Genomic DNA, 15,996 nt, shown 5'->3' on the forward strand with positions numbered 1-15,996 from the left:
CCCTCATCATCCCGCTTCCCGGGACGATGTTCGAGTGATTGGGGACGGAGAATTCACAAACCCCCTATCGTGGGGGCATAGCGAAGGAGCCCGAATGCCGTCCGAACTGCACGCCCTGACGTTCGACGCGGCCGACCCTTCGGTGCTCGCCCGGTTCTGGGGCGACGTGCTCGAGCGCGATGTCTCCAGTGACGGGACCGTGCTGCTCGCGGCGGATCCTCGTGAGATCCCGATCCGATTCCGCCCGTCGGGCCGGGCGAAGACGGGAGCGAATCGATTCCATTTCGACCTGACGAGCCGTTCGCTCGACGATCAGGGGGCGATCGTGGATCGGGCGCTCGCCGCCGGGGGCCGCCATCACGACGTCGGGCAACTGCCGGAGGAGCCGCATGTGGTGCTGGCGGACCCCGAGGGGAACGAGTTCTGCGTGATCGAGCCGGGGAACGCCTTTCTCGCGAACACCGGCGCGATCGGGGCTCTGGCGGGGGACGGGACCGCGGAAGTCGGCCGCTTCTGGAGCGCGGCACTCGGCTGGCCGCTCGTGTGGGACCAGGACGAGGAGACGGCGATTCAATCGCCTCTCGGCGGTACCAAGATCACCTGGGGAGGTCCGCCCGTGGCGCCGAAGACCGAGCGTATGCGCATCGGTTTCGAGCTGAGGGCGCTCGACGCCGGCCCGGAGCGGCTCGCGGCGGAGATCGATCGACTGCTCGCCCTCGGCGCGGACGATCTCGGGACCGAGCCGGTGCTCGGGCGCGTCCTGCTCGATCCGGATGGCAACGAGTTCTCACTGATCTGAGCCACGCCGCGGTGCCGCTCAGTGCCAGAGCACCGCGATGCCGGCGTTCAGCAGCGACAGCGCACCGATGGTCCAGAACGGCGCCTTCGTCGGACGGCCGGCGCGTTCGCGCGTGATGACGACCCCGAAGGTGCCGCCGATGGCGAAGGCGATCACGAGCTTGACGGCGAGTTTGACGTAGTCGAGGTGGATGCCCGCGGGGAAGGGGATCGCGAGCAGCAGGCCCGAGACGATCATGATGCCGAGGCCGGTGCGGAACAGCGTGGTCGTGGTGGTGCGCCTGCGGGCGGCCTGCGCCGCCCAGCCGCCGAAGAGCAGCGCGAACCCGACGAGGTGCACGAGGACGAGGAGCTCGCGCAGGAGGAGCAGCGGATCCATGGCGATCATCCCTCCGCCCGGTGCTCGACGCGGGGGTCGCTCGGATCCCGGCGGGGACGGGAGCGCGGCAGCAGGAGCGCGACGGCGATGAGCCAGACCCCGCCGCCGAAGCGCACGATCGGCAGCAGCGCCTGCAGGGGCTCGAGCGCGAGCGAGAGGAAGGAGAGCTCTCCGGCGACGCCGAGCACGAGGCCCAGGATCGCGAGCCAGCGCGGCACGAATCGGAGGATCAGCGCCGGTACGGCGATGCCCGCGATGAGCAGGCCGAGGCCGGTGGCGTAGGCGACGCCGCCGAGGCCGAACGAGAATCGGGCGAGCAGGGCCACCGCGTCGGGCGAGCCGAGCGCATCGGGAAAGCTGAGCGTCCAGGTGACGAGCGCCGAGGTCGCGAGCGCGATCGACGCGGCGATGCCGCCGAAGAGGCCGATCACGGGGCCGGGGACCCGTACTCCGAGGCGGAGCTGGCGTGCGTACACCGACGCCGTCAGGATCCCGAGGGGTACGGCGGAACCGAACTGGAGCAGCGCGCCGATCCGGATCGCCGTGGGATGCGCGGCGTACCAGGCGGCGACTTCTGCGGGAGACGCGAACGGTGCGGGCGCCGAACCGGTGCCGGCGATGAGGGTCACGATACCGGCGACGGTCAGCGCGAGGGTGACGATCGCGAGCGGGCCGAGGGGCGGGCCGCCGGCACGGCGGTGCGGGCGAGGGGAGTGCGAATAATCGGTCATGGCAATAATGATGCACAGGGTGAATGATTCTGTCAACCGGGATATGATGGTGGCGTGACCACTCCTCGACGCCCGCCCCGAACCGGGTTCCTCGTCTCGCAGTTGGGCGCCTTCGCGGCCGCCCGATTCGCCGAGCTGATCAAGCCCGCCGGCCTCACCCCGGCCACCGCGGGCGTACTCCGCATCATCGCGATGGAACCCGGCCTCAGTCAGCGCGAACTCGCCACCCGCCTCGGCTCGGTCCCCAGCCGGGTGGTGGTCCTGGTCGACTCGCTCGAGGGTGCGGGGCTCGTCTCCCGCACCCGGGATCCGGCGGACCGCCGCCATCACCGGCTGGACGCGACCGACGCCGGACGGCGGGTGCTCGGCACCCTGCGCACGGCCGCCGAGACGCAGAGCCGCGACATCCTCGAACCGCTCGAACCCGAAGAGCGCGAAGCGTTCTCGGCGATCGTGGCCAAGCTCGCCGCGGCCCACGGCCTGGATCCCGACGTGCACACCGGGTACGGCCGGAAGGACGCGGGCGATGCCGCTCGCGGATGAACTGCTCGGCGCCGACGAAGCGGAGGCGCTGATCGCGGCGCTCGCCGCAGCCGAACCCGCCACGGGGTTCGCGGGGCTGCGCGCGGCGGCGGCGCGGCTGGGCGAGCTCGCGCTCAGCGCCCGTGCCCGCGCGCTCGCGGAGGCGCTCGACGCCGATCTCGACGACGGAGCGGACCGGCTCAACGCGGTGGTCCGCAGCGCGACGGCGGATCCGGGCTTCGCCGGCTGGATGCTCTGGGGCGTCGGCCTCGCGGTCGGACGCCGAGCGATCGACGACGGGAGCGACGCGGCGTTCGACGACGGGCTCGCACTGCTGCGCGAGCTGACGCCGCGCATGACCTCGGAGTTCTCGGTGCGGCCGATGCTGCGGCACGACCTGCATCGGGCGCTCCGAACGATGGCGGACTGGACCTCCGACCCCGACCCGCACGTGCGGAGGCTCGCCTCCGAGGGCACCCGGCCGCTGCTGCCCTGGGGCGAACGGGTGCCGGGCCTCGTCGAGGACCCGGGCCTCACCCGCGGGATCCTCGACGCCCTGCACGACGACCCGGACGAGGTGGTGCGGCGCTCGGTGGCGAATCACCTCAACGACCACAGTCGGGCGCACCCGGGGTTCGCGGTCGAGGTCGTCCGCGGCTGGCAGCGGCGGGGCGGTCCGCACGTCGCCCGCACCGCGAGCCACGCGCTGCGCACCCTGGTCAAGCGCGGGGACGCGGACGCCCTCGCGCTGCTGGGATTCCGCGCCGCCGAGGTCGAGGTCTCGCCCATCGAGATCGCGGAGCGGCGCATCGAGCCGGGCGGAACCGTCCGCTTCGGGGCCGAGATCCGCAACATCGGTATCGAGTCCGCGGACCTCGTGATCGACTATGCGCTGTTCTTCCCCGACTCCCGCGGTCGGGAGCGAACCAAGGTCTTCAAGATCGGGCGGCGGACGCTCGCGCCGGGCGAACGGACCCGCGTCGATGCGTCGAGGTCGTTCCGTGCGCTGACCACCCGGAGCTACTACCCGGGCGACTACGGGGTCGCGCTGCAGGTCAACGGCGTCGCCTTCGAACGGGCGGCGTTCGCGGTGCGCCCGGAGGCGATCGAGAACTGATCTCCCGGTCTAGCCGAGCAGCTTGCCGATCTCCTCGGCGATCCGCGGTGCCTGCACGTGATGCAGGTAGTGCGGCCCCGAGAGTTCGACCACGCGTCCGTCGGGCGTCTGCGCGGCCTGGCGGCGGTGCAGGTCCAGCCAGCCCGGCTCCGGCGCGTTCGGATCCCGAGCGACGAGGAGCAGCACGGGCAGTCCGGTCGGGAAGCGCAGCTTCTCGGCGTTCCGGAAGTTCACCGACGTAGCGTCCGCCTCGTTCACGAACGCCGAGCTGAGGCTGTTCCGCAGCGAGAGGATCCGGTTCTGGGCGCGCTGCTCGTCCGAGTACGGCAGGCCCTCGAGAGGATCGGGGCCCGCGGCATCGAGCTGCCGGCTGATGCCGAGCCATTTCATCCAGCGCATCAGGTCGATGGGGAGCGGGTCATCGGTGCCGGGCTGACCGGGAACGCTGCTGTCGATGCCGATGAACGCGGTGACCTCATCCGGATAGCGATCGGCGTATGCGAGGGCGTAGATTCCCGCGATCGAGTGGGCCGCGATGGCGTAGCGATCGATCCCGAGCCGTTCGAGCGCACCGTGCACCTCCTGCACGTACCGCTCGGAGGTGCGCGGTGCATCGGTGTCGTCGCTCAGGCCCGATCCGAACGGCTCGACGACGACCACCCGGAACTTCGACTCCAGTTGCGCGATCAGCGGTTCGAAGTCGATTCCCGGTGCCGCCGTGCCGAATCCGGGCAGGAGCACGACCGTGCGCGAGCCCGTTCCTCGCTCGACGACGTTCATCTTCTTGCCGTCGACCTCCACGCGGGTGCCGTAGGGAACGATCTGATCGGCCTCCACCGAGCTTGCGATGGCGTTGCCCGCCGAGGTCGCGGCGAGAACGAGCGCGATCGCGCCGATGATGCCGAGCATGATGCGGACGACGATTCTTCCGAGGGTGCGCACGGGGCTCCTGACTGAGTGTCTCCGGGATCGGCCGGTTCCGACCCCACCGCCCCAGTATTCGCGGGAGTCGGGCGGCTCGGCAGTGCCGTGGATCACCGGGCGGCGTGACGTTTGTCATCGATCCGAGCGGAGCGCCCCGCAGCCCCGGCGATCCTCGGTCGCCTCGGTAGACTGAGCCGCATGCTGGAGGCCGAAGCGGAGCCGGTCGAGGTGAGGTCCGCTCGCCGCTACGCCGCGATCACCCTGTGGGCGCTCGTCCTCAGCGCCGGGCTCACGCAGTTCGTCGTCGGGATCCTCGCGGCGTCGGTGTCAGGACCGCGCGCGGTCCTGCTGCTCGTGCTCACCGGTCTCGGAACCGTGCTGGCCGTGGCGGTGGTCCCCGTGCTGCTCCGCCGGACGGCTCCGGGCCGTGCCGGCCGCCGCATCGCGTGGACGCTCCTCGGGATCGGGCTCGCGAACTGGGTGCTGGCGCTCCTCCCGCCGTTCGCCGGATGGGAATGGGGCCTGGTGCTGGCGCTCGCCGTGGGCGTAGCGGCCTGCCTCGCGCCGAGGAGCCGGCGGATCGCGGTGCTCTGCGCGGGTCCCGCGCTGCTGATCCTCGGGTGGGGGCTCTCCCTGTCGTTCCGCGGGGCGACCGCTCCCGAGATCGACGGGCAATCGGTGGCGATGATGCTCGTGCAGGTGTTCACACCCCCGGCGGTGTTCCTCACCGTCTGGAGCCATGACTCGGTGCTCCGTCTCGACCGCGCGCGACGCCTCGCCGAGGACCTCGCGGTCGCGCGGGAGCGTTTGCGCTTCGCCACTGATCTGCACGACATCCAGGGGCACCACCTGCAGGTCATCGCGCTGAAGAGCGAGCTCGCCGAGCGCCTCCTCGTGGGAGACCGGGATCGATCCGCGGCCGTCGCGGAGGAGCTGCGCCAGATCCAGGAGATCTCGCGGACCGCGATCGAGGACACCCGCGCGCTCGTGAACGACTACCGGGCGGTGTCTCTGAGCGTCGAACTCCGCAACGCCGCCGAGATCCTCCGCTCGGCCGGGATCGGCTGCGAGGTGCGGATCGACGGGATCGTCGTCGCCGAGCCCGCGGAGCGGGCGCTCGCCCTGGCGGTCCGGGAGGCGACGACGAACCTGCTGCGCCACAGTCGCGCGACCGGGACGGTCATCGAGCTCCGCGCAGTTGACGGCGGTGCCGAACTGTCGATCGCGAACGACGGAGTCTCCGACCGCGAGGACGCCTCCCGGGAGCCGTCCGCCGGAACCGGGCTCCCCGGGCTCTCCGGGCGACTCGCCGCGGTCGGCGGAACGCTCGAGCACCGCCGCGACGGCGACCGCTTCGTGCTGGTCGCCCGCGTGCCCAGGGCATCGAAACACCGCAGCGAGGGGAGTCCCCGGTGATCCGAATCGTGCTCGCCGATGACGAGGAGCTGATCCGCGGTGCGCTCTCGGCCCTGCTGGATCTCGAGGAGGACCTCCGGGTCGTCGCGGAGGCGGCGAACGGGTCCGACGCCGTCGCGGCGGCGGTCGCGCACGATCCCGACGTCGTCCTGCTCGACCTCGAGATGCCCGGCCTCGACGGCATCGGAGCGGCGAAGGAGATCCTGCGGCAGACCCGGGCCTCCGTCGTGATCGTCACCAGGCACGCGAGACCCGGGGCGCTGAAGCGGGCGCTCGAGGTCGGGGTGCGGGGCTTCGTGCCGAAGTCGACCCCGGCCGCGAACCTCGCCCGGATCATCCGTTCGGTCGCCGGAGGGGAGCGGTACATCGACTCGGCGCTCGCCGCGACCGCGCTCTCCGAGCCGGGCAGCCCGCTGACCTCGCGCGAGGCGGATGTCCTCCGGCTCGTGCGGGACGGCCGGTCGACGCGCGAGATATCGAAGCTGCTGCACCTCGCGTCGGGCACCGTGCGCAACGTGGCGTCGGTCGCCATCGCGAAGCTGCACGCGGAATCGCGGCATGCGGCGGCGAAGATCGCTGCCGACCGGGGGTGGATCTAGCCGGTCGCCGACGAGGCGGCGAGGTCCTCCAGCTCGCTCCGCAGCATCTCGAGCGCCCAGGAGCGATCGCCGTCGGCCGGGGTGTGCAGCAGGTGCAGCGCGATCCCGTCCGTCAGCGCGTGCAAGCGGGCCGCGCGCCGATTCGCCTCGTCTTCGGCGGTTCCCGGAGCGATCCGGTCGATCGCCCTGCGGCATCCCGCGGCGAGGGCCCGGTGCGCCTCGTCGCGGATCTCCTCGAGCTGGGGGAGCGCGCGGCTCTCGGCGATGAGAGCGACGTTGACGTCCATCTCGACGCGACTCTCGGGGGTGAGCGGGAGCAGATGCGTGAAGATGCGCAGCGTGGCCTCGATCGGATCGCCCTCCTGGTCCTCGGCCGCGACCCGGTCGATCACGCGCTGGATCATCAGCTCCGCGGCGTGGACGATCAGGTCGGCGCGGGTCGGGAAGGTGTTCTGCAGGGAGCCGACCGAGAGTCCGGCCTCGGCGGCGATGCTGCGCACGGAGACGGCGCTGAGGCCGCGCTCGGACATGACGCTCCACGCGGCTCGCGCGATGCGCTCGCGCCGCTGCTCGGCTGAGGTGCGTGGGGTCACGGAAATTCCCGGTTAAGTTTTGATACGAGTGTATTAAAGTGGGTGGATCGACTCGAGGAGGCTCTCCGCATGATCTATGCAATCATCATCGGCTGCGAAATCGCGTTCTGGGTGCTCATCGCCGCGGGCCTCGCCGCACGGTACCTGCTGCGTCGGCCGCGCCTCGGTGCCGTGCTGCTCCTGCTCACCCCGGTGGTCGACCTGGTCCTGCTCGCCGCCGCCGCGATCGATCTGCGCGGCGGCGGACGGGCGGACTTCGCCCACACCCTGGCCGCGATCTACCTGGGGTTCTCCGTCGCCTACGGGCACCGCATGGTCAAGTGGGCCGACGTCCGCTTCGCGCACCGCTTCGCCGGAGGGCCTGCGCCGGTCCGGCTGAGCGGTTCGGCCTACACGCTCAAGTGCTGGAAGGACGTCCCGTTCACGCTGCTCGCGGTCGGCATCGCCGCGGGGCTCCTCTGGCTGCTGACGGCGATCGCCCCGGACCCCGCCCAGGTCACCGCGCTCGGCGACACCTACCGGATCCTCGGCATCATCCTGGGCATCGATGTGGTCTGGGCGATCAGCTACACGGTCTGGCCGAAGAAGGCTCCGGCGGAGGCCGTGCAGCGCGCCTGATCAGTCGCCGACGCGCGTCGGGTCGAGCACGTCGACGACGAGCCTCGGCGATCCCGGTGCGCGCCAGACGAGCACTCGGGAGCCGACCCCCGGCAGCTGCGGCTGGAGCAGCTTCCGCAGACCGGCGAGGGGCTCCCACTGGGCCGACACCGCCGCGGAGCCCGCGATCTCGACCGTCACCTCGAACGCGGCCACGTCGCCGTCGTCGCCGAGATTCACGAAGCGGTCGACGATGCGGCCGTCCTCGGCGGTCACGCTCCCGAGCTCCCGCAGCCATCGGACCGAAGCGTCCCGCTCCCGCTGCGCCCGCCGGAACGCGGTCGCGAACGCGAACCAGGCGGCCGCGACGAGCGCCGCGATGAACACCGTGAAGAGGACCGAGAACCAGGTTCCGGGCGTCGGCATCGTCCACAGCTCGACGGCGCCGACGGCGCCGAGCGTGGTCGCCGCGGCGAACACGAGTGCCAGGATCGCGCGCCCGAGGCTGCCCAGCCGGCGGGGCAGCGGGAGTCCCTGCGGCGGCGCGGCTGGATCGAGCGCGTCGACGAAACGCACGACGCCCAGGCCGCTCGGCTCGTCCGCGGGACTCATGCCGGACGCTGCCCGAAGGTCGCGGGGTCGACGGGCCGCTGAGCCCGGGGCAGCTTCTCGGCGACGAGGAGATAGGACTCGGTCACGAGGTCCTCGACGAGCTGCCGCTCGAGCCGACCGCCCGGATTGAGGGTGATCCAGTGCTTCTTGTTCATGTGGTACCCCGGCGTGATCTCGGCGAACGCCTCGCGCAGCACCTCGGCGTCGGCGGGCCTCGCCTTGAGGATCACGATCGGAGCGCCGGTCCTGACGGTGTGCGCCATGAACATGAGGTCGCGCACGCGGAACACCTCGAAGTCGGGGCCGAAGGGGTACTCGACGTGCGCGCCGGGAAGCTCCTCGGCGCGGTCGCTCGCCCACCGCTGCAGCACGTCGTCGCGCATCGCGCGCCTCCTCCCGGATCAGGATCCGGGCTCAGTGTATGCGCATGCTTCGTGGCGCAGCACCGTCGGAATCGGCCGAGCCCTGCCGATGCAGTGCTCGCGCACGAAGATCGCACCGAATCTCCGGTGGAATGGCGACGCCGAGGCTGCGGCACTATGCTCAACGGGCAGTCCTCACAAGGGAGTCGGAAGTTGTTGGGCATCATCGAGATCGTCGCCGTGATCATCGGCGTCGCGGCGCTCGTCTATCTGGTGTACGCCCTGCTCAAAGCGGACCGCTTCTGATGGAGTGGATCCTCGCGGCGGTCGCGCTGCTCACCGTCATCGTCGTTCTCGGCCTGCTCTACCGCCCCCTCGGCGACTACATGGCCTGGGTGTTCACCTCCGATCGGCACTGGGGGATCGAACGGCTCGTCTACCGGTTGTCGGGTATCGACCCCGACCGGCAGCAGACCTGGCGGCGGTACCTCGCCGCGGTGCTGCTGTTCTCGGCGGTCGGATTCGCGCTGCTCTACCTGATCCTCAGGTTGCAGCCGGTGCTGCCGTTCTCGCTCGGGCTGCCGCCCATGAGCCCGGACCTCGCGTTCAACACGGCGATCTCGTTCGTAGGCAACACCAACTGGCAGTCCTACTCGCCTGAGCACACGCTCGGCTACGCCGCCCAGATGGGCGGGCTCGCGGTGCAGAACTTCGTCTCGGCCGGGGTGAGCATGGCCGTGGCCGTCGCGCTCATCCGCGGCTTCGCTTCGCGCGGACGGCGCAGCGGGCTCGGCAACTTCTGGGTCGACCTCGTGCGGGCCAACATCCGCATCCTGCTGCCCCTCTCGATCGTCGCCGCGATCGTGCTGATCGCCGGCGGCGTGATCCAGAACTTCGCGGGCTTCACCGACATCACGACCGTCGCGGGGGCCGGGCAGACGATCCCCGGCGGACCCGTCGCCTCGCAGGAGGCGATCAAGATGATCGGCACCAACGGCGGCGGCTTCTTCAACGCGAACTCCGCGCACCCGTTCGAGAACCCGACCCCCTGGACCAACATCCTCCAGACGGTCCTCCTGCTGCTGATCCCGTTCGCGATGCCGCGGACCTTCGGCACCATGGTCGGCGACCAGCGGGCCGGCTACGCGCTCCTGCTCACGATGGCCGTGCTGTTCGTGCTCGTCTACATTCCGCTGACGGCATTCGAGTTCGCAGGCGTCGGCACGGCGCCCGAGCTCGCCGGCGGCGCGATGGAGGGCAAGGAGCAGCGGTTCGGGATCATCGGGTCGACGCTGTTCGCGACCGCGACGACCGGCACCACCGGCGGTGCGGTGAACTCGATGCACGGCTCCTACACCGCGCTCGGCGGCCTCATGCTCATGTTCGACATGATGCTCGGCGAGGTCGCGCCGGGCGGAGCGGGTTCGGGCCTCTACGCGATCCTCGTGCTGCTCGTCATCGCGGTGTTCCTCACCACGCTCCTGCTCGGGCGCTCGCCCGTCTACCTCGGCAAGCGCCTCGGCGTGCGGGAGCTCAAGATCGTGAGCATCTCGATCCTCGTGATGCCGACGCTCGCGATCGGCGGCATGGCGGTCGGGTTCGCGATCCCCGCCGTGCACGACGAGATCATCGCGAGCACCGGCAACGCGGGGTCGCACGGCCTCTCCGAGGTGCTCTACGCATTCATCTCCGCGGCCATCAACAACGGATCGGCGTTCGCCGGCCTCTACGCGAACACCCCGCTGCTGAACATCACCCTCGGCGTCGTGATCATGCTCGGCAGGTTCCTCCCGATCGTGCTCGTGCTCGCCCTCGCCGGGTCGCTCGCGGCGCAGGGCAAGGTCGCCACCACCGTCGAGATGCCCCTGCACCGGCCGCAGTTCATCGTGCTGCTCGTGAGCCTCATCATCTTCATCACCGTGCCGATGTTCGTCCCGATCATGCTCGCAGGCCCCCTCGCCGAGGGGCTGAACGGATGAGTTCCCAGCTCGCCCGCGAGAAGCGGCGGAACGCGGTCATCGCCCTGCGCACGCTCGGGCCGGTGCTGCTCGACGCGCTGCGCAAGTTCGACCCGCGCTACCTCTGGCACAACCCCGTGCTGCTCCTCACCGAGGTGGGCGCCGCGCTCACCACGGTGATCGCGATCCTCGACTCCATCGCGGGCACCGAGCAGCCCTCCGGCGGCACGCAGATGCCCTTCGGGTTCACCTGGGCCCTCGCCGCGGGATTCTGGGCCTGCCTGTTCACCGCGACCCTGGCGGAATCGATCGCCGAAGGGCACGGTCGCCAGCAGACGGAGTCGCTGCGCCGCTCGAACGCGACCGAAACGGCCTGCCGGGTGGCCGGCTACAGCCGGTCGAAGGATCCGGCGGTGCGGCGCACCGCGGTCGAGCGGGTGGACTCCCGCGTGCTCCGACCGGGCGATGTCGTGGTCGTCGAGGCGGGGGAGACGATCCCCTCGGACGGGGAGGTGCTGTGGGGCGCGGCCGAGGTCGACGAGTCCGAGATCACCGGTCGTCCGGGGGCGGTGATCCGCGAGGCCGGGGGCGACCGCACTGCGGTCATGGGCGGCAGCCGCGGGCTGTCGGACCGGCTGGTGGTCCGGATCAGCGCGTCGCGCGACGCCAGCGCGGCGGCTCGCACCATTCGCCTGGCCAGCAAGTCGCGGCGCAAGAAGTCGCCGATCGAGGTGGCCTTCAGCACGCTGCTCGCCTCGTTCTCCATCTCGTTCGTGCTGCTCGTGCTCACGCTCAACTCGGTCGTGTCGCCAGTTGCCGAACCGGTGTCGGTCCCCGTGCTCGTCGCCCTCGTGGTCTGCCTGATCCCGACCGAGATCGCCGCGCTCATGTCGGTGACCGGCATCGCCGGGATGTCGCAGCTGCTGCAGCGCGGCGTGCTCGTCACCTCGGCGAAATCGCTCGAGACCGCGGGCGACATCACGACCGTGCTGCTCGACAAGACCGGGACCGTGACCCGGGGCAGCCGCAGCGCGATCGCGTTCGTGCCGGTCGGCGGCACCGACCTCGAACAGCTGATGCGCGCCGCGGCCCTCGCCTCGATCGGCGACCCGACTCCGGAGGGCGCCTCGACGGTGCGCCTCGCCGAGGAGGAGGGCGTGCGGATCCTGGCCGGCGATGCGGCCGGCGGGCGCACCGTGCACTTCAGCGCGGCGACGCGGATCTCGGGCATCGACCTGCCCGACGGGACGAGCATCCGCAAGGGCGCCGTGTCGGCGGTCGTGGCCTGGTTGAAGCAGCAGGGGACCCAGCCGCAGCGGCAGATCATCCTCGATCTGAAGGCGAGCACCAAACGCATCGCCCAGACCGGCGGCACGCCGCTCGTCGTCGCGGTCAAGCCGGTGTCGGGCATCGGTCACGCGCTCGGGCTCATCCACCTGCAGGACGTCGTCAAGGACTCGGTGCCGAAGAAGATCTCGGCGCTGCACGCCCTCGGGGTCCGCACCGTGATGGTGACGGGCGACCACCGGCTCACGGCGAAGGCGATCGCCGCCGAGGCGGGGATCGACGAGTACGTCGGGGATTCCACGCCGGAGGACAAGCTCGCCCTCATCCAGCGGGAGCAGGAGGAGGGGCACATCGTCGCGATGAGCGGCGACGGCATCAACGACGCGCCCGCGCTCGCACAGGCCGACATCGGGATTGCGATGAACACGGCCACGGCCGCGGCGAAGTCCTCGGCCAACATGGTGATCCTCGACGACGACCCGACGCACCTCGTCGACATCATCAAGGTGGGCCGTCGGCAGATGGCGACCCGCGGCGCGCTCATGACCTTCAACTTCGCGAACGACGCGGTGCGGTACTTCACGCTCTTCCCCGCGCTGTTCGTCGGCACGTTCCCGGGCCTCGACGCGCTCAACATCCTGCGGCTCCATTCGCCGGCCTCGGCGATCCTGTCGACCGTGATCTTCAGCAGCCTCGTCATGGGCATCCTGATCCCGCTCGCCCTCATCGGCGTGCCGTATCGCACCGAGAACCTGCGCTCCGCACTGACCCGCAACCTGATCTACTGCGGGCTCAGCGGCCTGCTGGTGCCGATCATCGGCATCAAGCTCATCGACCTCGTCGTCAGCCTGCTGCCGGGATACTGAGAGGGGACCGGACATGCCACGACCGATCAACCGCGCCGCGCGCGGCACCTGGATCGCGCTGCGCCTCATGCTGATCTTCACCGTGCTGCTCGGCATCGCCTACCCCCTGCTCGTCACGGGGATCGGCCAGCTCGCGTTCCCATGGCAGGCGAACGGCTCGCCGGTGCGGGCCGCGGACGGCCGCCTCGTCGGTTCCGCACTGCTCGGGCAGAGCTTCTCGGACGCCGACGGGAAGCCGCTGCGGCAGTACTTCCAGCCGCGCCCCTCCGCCGCGGGGAAGGGGTACGACGCCGCGCAGTCCGGCGGATCGAACTTCGGACCCGAGAGCCCGGAGCTCGTGCAGCAGATCGGCGAGCGGAAGGTGCAGGTCGCGGAGTTCAACGGCGTACCGGAGTCCCGGGTGCCCGTCGACGCGGTGACGGCATCGGGCTCCGGTCTCGACCCGAACATCAGCCCCGCCTACGCGCAGCTGCAGGTGCGGCGCGTGGCGGAGGCCTGCGGCATGCCGCAGGCCGAGGTGGAGCGACTGGTCGCCCGGCACACGTCCGGGCCCGACCTGGGATTCATCGGCGAGACCCGGGTCAACGTGGTCGAACTCAACCTCGCGCTCGACGAGGCCGCGAGGCCGTAGCGGGAGCGGCGCGAGCGACGGAGCCGACGACGCAGGGTCAGCGCTCGGCGAGGCGCTCCCGGTACCAGGCGACCGCGTCGGGACTCGGGTCGACGGCCGGGCCGGGGTCTTCGCCCAGAGCTTCCCAGATCGCCGACGACTCGTACCAGTGATCCTCGGTGAGCAGGCGCGTCTGATGCGGGCTGAGACCCAGCCCCTCCACTCCCTGCGCGAACGCTTCGGACGAGACGCGGGGCACCGCGATCCCGGTCAACCGCTCGCAGAGCCCGACCAGGTTCACGGGCTCCGGGTGGGCGAGGTGGAGGGTCCGCGCGCGGAACGCCCCATCGGGGTCCTCGGCCAGCCGGATGGCGGCTCCTGCTGCGGCCCGCGCGAGCGCGGGCGCCGCGATCACCGAGCTGCGCACGGCGCGCAGCTCGTCGGGCGCGCCGAGCCTCGATGCGACCCTCGTCAGGGTCGGGATCACCCAGCGGTCGCCCGCACCCGTGGTGAGCGCGGTGCGCAGCACCGCTCCGCCGGACGCCAGCACGATCTCCTCGGCTGCGACGCGGGTGCGCGAGGCGACGGATTCCGGGTGCGGTTCGAGCGCGCCCTCGGCCTGGCCCCGGTGCGGCCCCGATCCGTAGACCGACAGCGTGCTGAGGGAGACGACCGGGGCGCCGTGCGTCTGTGCGGCCCGCACCAGGCGCTCGGCGCCGCCGGTGTTCACCGCTTCGGCGGTGCGGGCGTCGGGCCCGACGTACGCGGCGCAGAGCAGGTAGACGTCGGCTCCCATGCGCGCGACGGGCAGCTCGCCGGCGAGGTCGGCCTGGAGATGCTCGACGCTGCCGCCGTCAGCGGTCGCGGGGGGTCGGGCGATGCCGGAGCGCGACAGCGAGACGACGTCGTGTCCTCGCGCTGAGAGCTCCGCGATGGCGTGGGAACCGAGAAAACCTGTGCCGCCGGTGACAAGAATCCTCATACTCGTTCCTTTTCCGCCTTCGATGGATAGACTCGTCTGGATTGCATCACGCGGTTCCGACCGGAACCGCCTGGACCAATGGGAAGGACCCCGTGGCACGACAGCAGCGCGCGATCAGGACTCGCGCCCGTATCATCGCCGCGGCCGGCGAGTGTTTCTCCGAGAGCGGCTACCGGGCGACGCGCGTCGCCGACGTCGCTGAGCGAGCCGGGGCCGCGCTCGGCACCCTGCTCTTCCACTTCCCGGCGAAGACCGACATCGCGAACGCGGTCATCGAGCAGCAGCACCGCATCGTCATGGAGGCGGCGACCGCCGTCGACGAGATGAACTCGCCGAGCGGCATCCAGGACATCATCGTGGTGTCCGCGAAGCTCGCGAACCTCATCTCGACCAATCCGGTGGTGCGCGCGGGTCTCCGGCTCAGCACCGAGTCCGTCGAGGACCTCGGCATCAGCTCGGCCCAGCCGTACCTCGATTGGACCCGGCAGTGCGTCCAGCTGCTCGAGAAGGCGCGGGCCGCCGGCGAGCTCGCCGAGGGCATCGACCTCGAGCACTTCGCCGAGGTCATCAACTCCGCGTTCACGGGAACCCAGTTCATGTCGTCCGCGGTCTCGGGCAGCAGCGATCTGCCCGAGCGTCTCGCGCGCCTGTGGCCGATCCTGTTCTCGCAGGTCGTCAAGGCCGATTGCACGAGCGAGTCCGTGCAGCGCCTGCTCGACGATCACTCGACCCTCATCGACGCCGAGACCCCGGCCGAGGAAGAGGCTGCTTCGGCCATCGAGAGCGGCACCGCCGAAGCCGAATAGACGTCGATCACCGCGGAGGCCCGGTTCGCCGGGCCGAAGTGCACGCGGTGCAGGCTGCGCAGCGCGGTGCGTCCTGTCGATGCGCGCATCGACAGGAGCCGTGATTCGTCGAGCTCGATGAAGTCGAGGAACCGGGCATCGAATGCGGTGACCGGGCGACCCGGGAACCGGTTCGCGAAAGCGTCGAGCGCGACCGCGATGAGCAGCATCCCGGGAACGTGGTCGACCGGGTGGTCGAAGAAGAGCGGGTGCCGCGCGTCGTAGAAGACGGCGAGCCCGCCCTCGGGCGAGGGGTGCACCGTGAACCCCTGCTCGATCGGCGTCGGGACCTCGAGCTCGTCCGATCTCGTCCTGCCGCTGCGCATGCGGCGGGAGACGTGGTCGGGGACCACGCGCAGATACCCTTCTCCGCTGAGGACTTCCTCGCCATCGGCGAAGAAGCGCACCTCGGCGATCATCGAGACGAGCCGCCCTCCCGCGATCCGCGGAGACCGGGCGGCGACGCGGACGGTCGTGCTTGCATCCGTGCACGGGGAGGCCCCGCGGAGGCGCATCCGCTCCATGACGAACGCGTCTCCGAGCGGCACGTCGTGAGCCAGGTGCGCCGCGACGATCACCGACTGGCGGAGCGCTTCGGCGACCCGGAGCGCGAACTCCGCCGCGCGGGTGTCGAAGTTCGCAGCCCAGCCGGAGGTGAGGAAGAGCTCGATCTCCGACCCGCGAGGTACCGGTCGATACGCCCGCAGCAGAGCCTCCTCGGGGTGACGCTTGTGCGTGTACTCCAGGGGGATCGCTACCGCGTCGTCGGGGAGCATGCTCGGGCCGTCGATCCGTGTG

Annotated in this window: 19 protein-coding genes; 11 read left to right on the plus strand and 8 right to left on the minus strand. The window is 70.9% G+C overall.

Translation table 11 applies throughout. The features are described from left to right. The first annotated feature begins 94 nt into the window (after positions 1-94). The gene (locus ABD169_RS11765) at positions 95-799 is read left to right on the plus strand and encodes a VOC family protein (RefSeq protein WP_344032446.1); all 705 of its coding nucleotides are present in this window, start codon (positions 95-97) and stop codon (positions 797-799) included. 18 nt (positions 800-817) lie between these two features. Here the strand turns inward: ABD169_RS11765 and ABD169_RS11770 are convergent, their stop codons facing one another. Then, on the minus strand, positions 818-1,177 hold the full coding sequence (locus tag ABD169_RS11770; protein WP_344032448.1) for a Fe-S protein: 360 nt from the start codon (positions 1,175-1,177) through the stop codon (positions 818-820). A gap of 5 nt (positions 1,178-1,182) precedes the next feature. Next, the gene (locus ABD169_RS11775) at positions 1,183-1,908 is read right to left on the minus strand and encodes a hypothetical protein (RefSeq protein WP_344032450.1); all 726 of its coding nucleotides are present in this window, start codon (positions 1,906-1,908) and stop codon (positions 1,183-1,185) included. A gap of 54 nt (positions 1,909-1,962) precedes the next feature. On the opposite strand from ABD169_RS11775, the gene ABD169_RS11780 reads away from it, so the two are divergent. Together ABD169_RS11780 and ABD169_RS11785 are read left to right on the plus strand one after the other, a co-directional pair. Further along, positions 1,963-2,451, plus strand: coding sequence for a MarR family winged helix-turn-helix transcriptional regulator (locus ABD169_RS11780; RefSeq protein ID WP_344032452.1), 489 nt, complete (start codon positions 1,963-1,965; stop codon positions 2,449-2,451). Beyond that, on the plus strand, positions 2,435-3,547 hold the full coding sequence (locus tag ABD169_RS11785) for a DNA alkylation repair protein (RefSeq protein WP_344032454.1): 1,113 nt from the start codon (positions 2,435-2,437) through the stop codon (positions 3,545-3,547). Before ABD169_RS11780 ends, ABD169_RS11785 begins: the two co-directional genes overlap by 17 nt. A 9-nt stretch (positions 3,548-3,556) precedes the next feature. Here the strand turns inward: ABD169_RS11785 and ABD169_RS11790 are convergent, their stop codons facing one another. After that, entirely contained in the window at positions 3,557-4,489 is a 933-nt protein-coding gene (locus tag ABD169_RS11790; protein ID WP_344032456.1) for an alpha/beta fold hydrolase, read from the minus strand. Between the two features lie 180 nt (positions 4,490-4,669). Between ABD169_RS11790 and ABD169_RS11795 the strand changes: the two genes are divergently transcribed. Next, a complete protein-coding gene (locus ABD169_RS11795) occupies positions 4,670-5,887 on the plus strand; it encodes a sensor histidine kinase (RefSeq protein ID WP_344032458.1) in 1,218 nt (405 codons plus the stop codon). After that, a complete protein-coding gene (locus tag ABD169_RS11800) occupies positions 5,884-6,486 on the plus strand; it encodes a response regulator transcription factor (RefSeq protein WP_344032460.1) in 603 nt (200 codons plus the stop codon). The genes ABD169_RS11795 and ABD169_RS11800 overlap by 4 nt, the downstream gene beginning before the upstream one ends. Here ABD169_RS11800 and ABD169_RS11805 read toward each other — a convergent pair. Beyond that, positions 6,483-7,079 (minus strand): TetR/AcrR family transcriptional regulator, encoded by a 597-nt coding sequence (locus ABD169_RS11805; RefSeq protein WP_344032462.1) that lies wholly within the window; start codon positions 7,077-7,079, stop codon positions 6,483-6,485. The two genes, ABD169_RS11800 and ABD169_RS11805, sit on opposite strands and share 4 nt — an antisense overlap. 69 nt (positions 7,080-7,148) lie before the next feature. On the opposite strand from ABD169_RS11805, the gene ABD169_RS11810 reads away from it, so the two are divergent. Next, positions 7,149-7,697 carry a hypothetical protein gene (locus ABD169_RS11810; protein WP_344032464.1) on the plus strand — a complete coding sequence of 183 codons (549 nt, stop codon included), beginning with the start codon at positions 7,149-7,151 and terminating at the stop codon, positions 7,695-7,697. On the opposite strand, the gene ABD169_RS11815 is transcribed toward ABD169_RS11810, so the two are convergent. Together ABD169_RS11815 and ABD169_RS11820 are read right to left on the minus strand one after the other, a co-directional pair. After that, positions 7,698-8,288 carry a hypothetical protein gene (locus tag ABD169_RS11815; RefSeq protein ID WP_344032466.1) on the minus strand — a complete coding sequence of 197 codons (591 nt, stop codon included), beginning with the start codon at positions 8,286-8,288 and terminating at the stop codon, positions 7,698-7,700. Beyond that, the gene (locus ABD169_RS11820) at positions 8,285-8,671 is read right to left on the minus strand and encodes an MmcQ/YjbR family DNA-binding protein (protein WP_344032469.1); all 387 of its coding nucleotides are present in this window, start codon (positions 8,669-8,671) and stop codon (positions 8,285-8,287) included. The genes ABD169_RS11815 and ABD169_RS11820 overlap by 4 nt, the downstream gene beginning before the upstream one ends. 192 nt (positions 8,672-8,863) lie before the next feature. On the opposite strand from ABD169_RS11820, the gene kdpF reads away from it, so the two are divergent. From kdpF to kdpC, 4 genes are read left to right on the plus strand one after another with little or no spacing between them, the layout of a single operon-like run. Further along, positions 8,864-8,956 carry a K(+)-transporting ATPase subunit F gene (kdpF, locus tag ABD169_RS11825; protein ID WP_158234942.1) on the plus strand — a complete coding sequence of 31 codons (93 nt, stop codon included), beginning with the start codon at positions 8,864-8,866 and terminating at the stop codon, positions 8,954-8,956. Beyond that, complete coding sequence (gene kdpA / locus ABD169_RS11830; protein WP_344032472.1) at positions 8,956-10,629, plus strand: potassium-transporting ATPase subunit KdpA; 1,674 nt, start codon at positions 8,956-8,958, stop codon at positions 10,627-10,629. The genes kdpF and kdpA overlap by 1 nt, the downstream gene beginning before the upstream one ends. Next, positions 10,626-12,761, plus strand: a complete 2,136-nt coding sequence (gene kdpB / locus ABD169_RS11835) for a potassium-transporting ATPase subunit KdpB (protein WP_344032474.1) — start codon at positions 10,626-10,628, stop codon at positions 12,759-12,761. The genes kdpA and kdpB overlap by 4 nt, the downstream gene beginning before the upstream one ends. A 13-nt stretch (positions 12,762-12,774) precedes the next feature. Beyond that, on the plus strand, positions 12,775-13,392 hold the full coding sequence (kdpC, locus tag ABD169_RS11840) for a potassium-transporting ATPase subunit KdpC (RefSeq protein WP_344032476.1): 618 nt from the start codon (positions 12,775-12,777) through the stop codon (positions 13,390-13,392). Positions 13,393-13,429: 37 nt separating this feature from the next. On the opposite strand, the gene ABD169_RS11845 is transcribed toward kdpC, so the two are convergent. Further along, entirely contained in the window at positions 13,430-14,353 is a 924-nt protein-coding gene (locus ABD169_RS11845) for an NAD-dependent epimerase/dehydratase family protein (RefSeq protein ID WP_344032478.1), read from the minus strand. A 92-nt stretch (positions 14,354-14,445) separates the two neighbouring features. Between ABD169_RS11845 and ABD169_RS11850 the strand changes: the two genes are divergently transcribed. Further along, entirely contained in the window at positions 14,446-15,159 is a 714-nt protein-coding gene (locus tag ABD169_RS11850; protein ID WP_046454723.1) for a ScbR family autoregulator-binding transcription factor, read from the plus strand. On the opposite strand, the gene ABD169_RS11855 is transcribed toward ABD169_RS11850, so the two are convergent. Beyond that, the gene (locus ABD169_RS11855) at positions 15,075-15,974 is read right to left on the minus strand and encodes an AfsA-related hotdog domain-containing protein (protein ID WP_344032481.1); all 900 of its coding nucleotides are present in this window, start codon (positions 15,972-15,974) and stop codon (positions 15,075-15,077) included. The genes ABD169_RS11850 and ABD169_RS11855 overlap by 85 nt on opposite strands. Positions 15,975-15,996 lie beyond the last annotated feature (22 nt).

The sequence above is a fragment of the Leucobacter iarius genome (genome assembly GCF_039530105.1).
GTDB lineage: Bacteria > Actinomycetota > Actinomycetes > Actinomycetales > Microbacteriaceae > Leucobacter > Leucobacter iarius.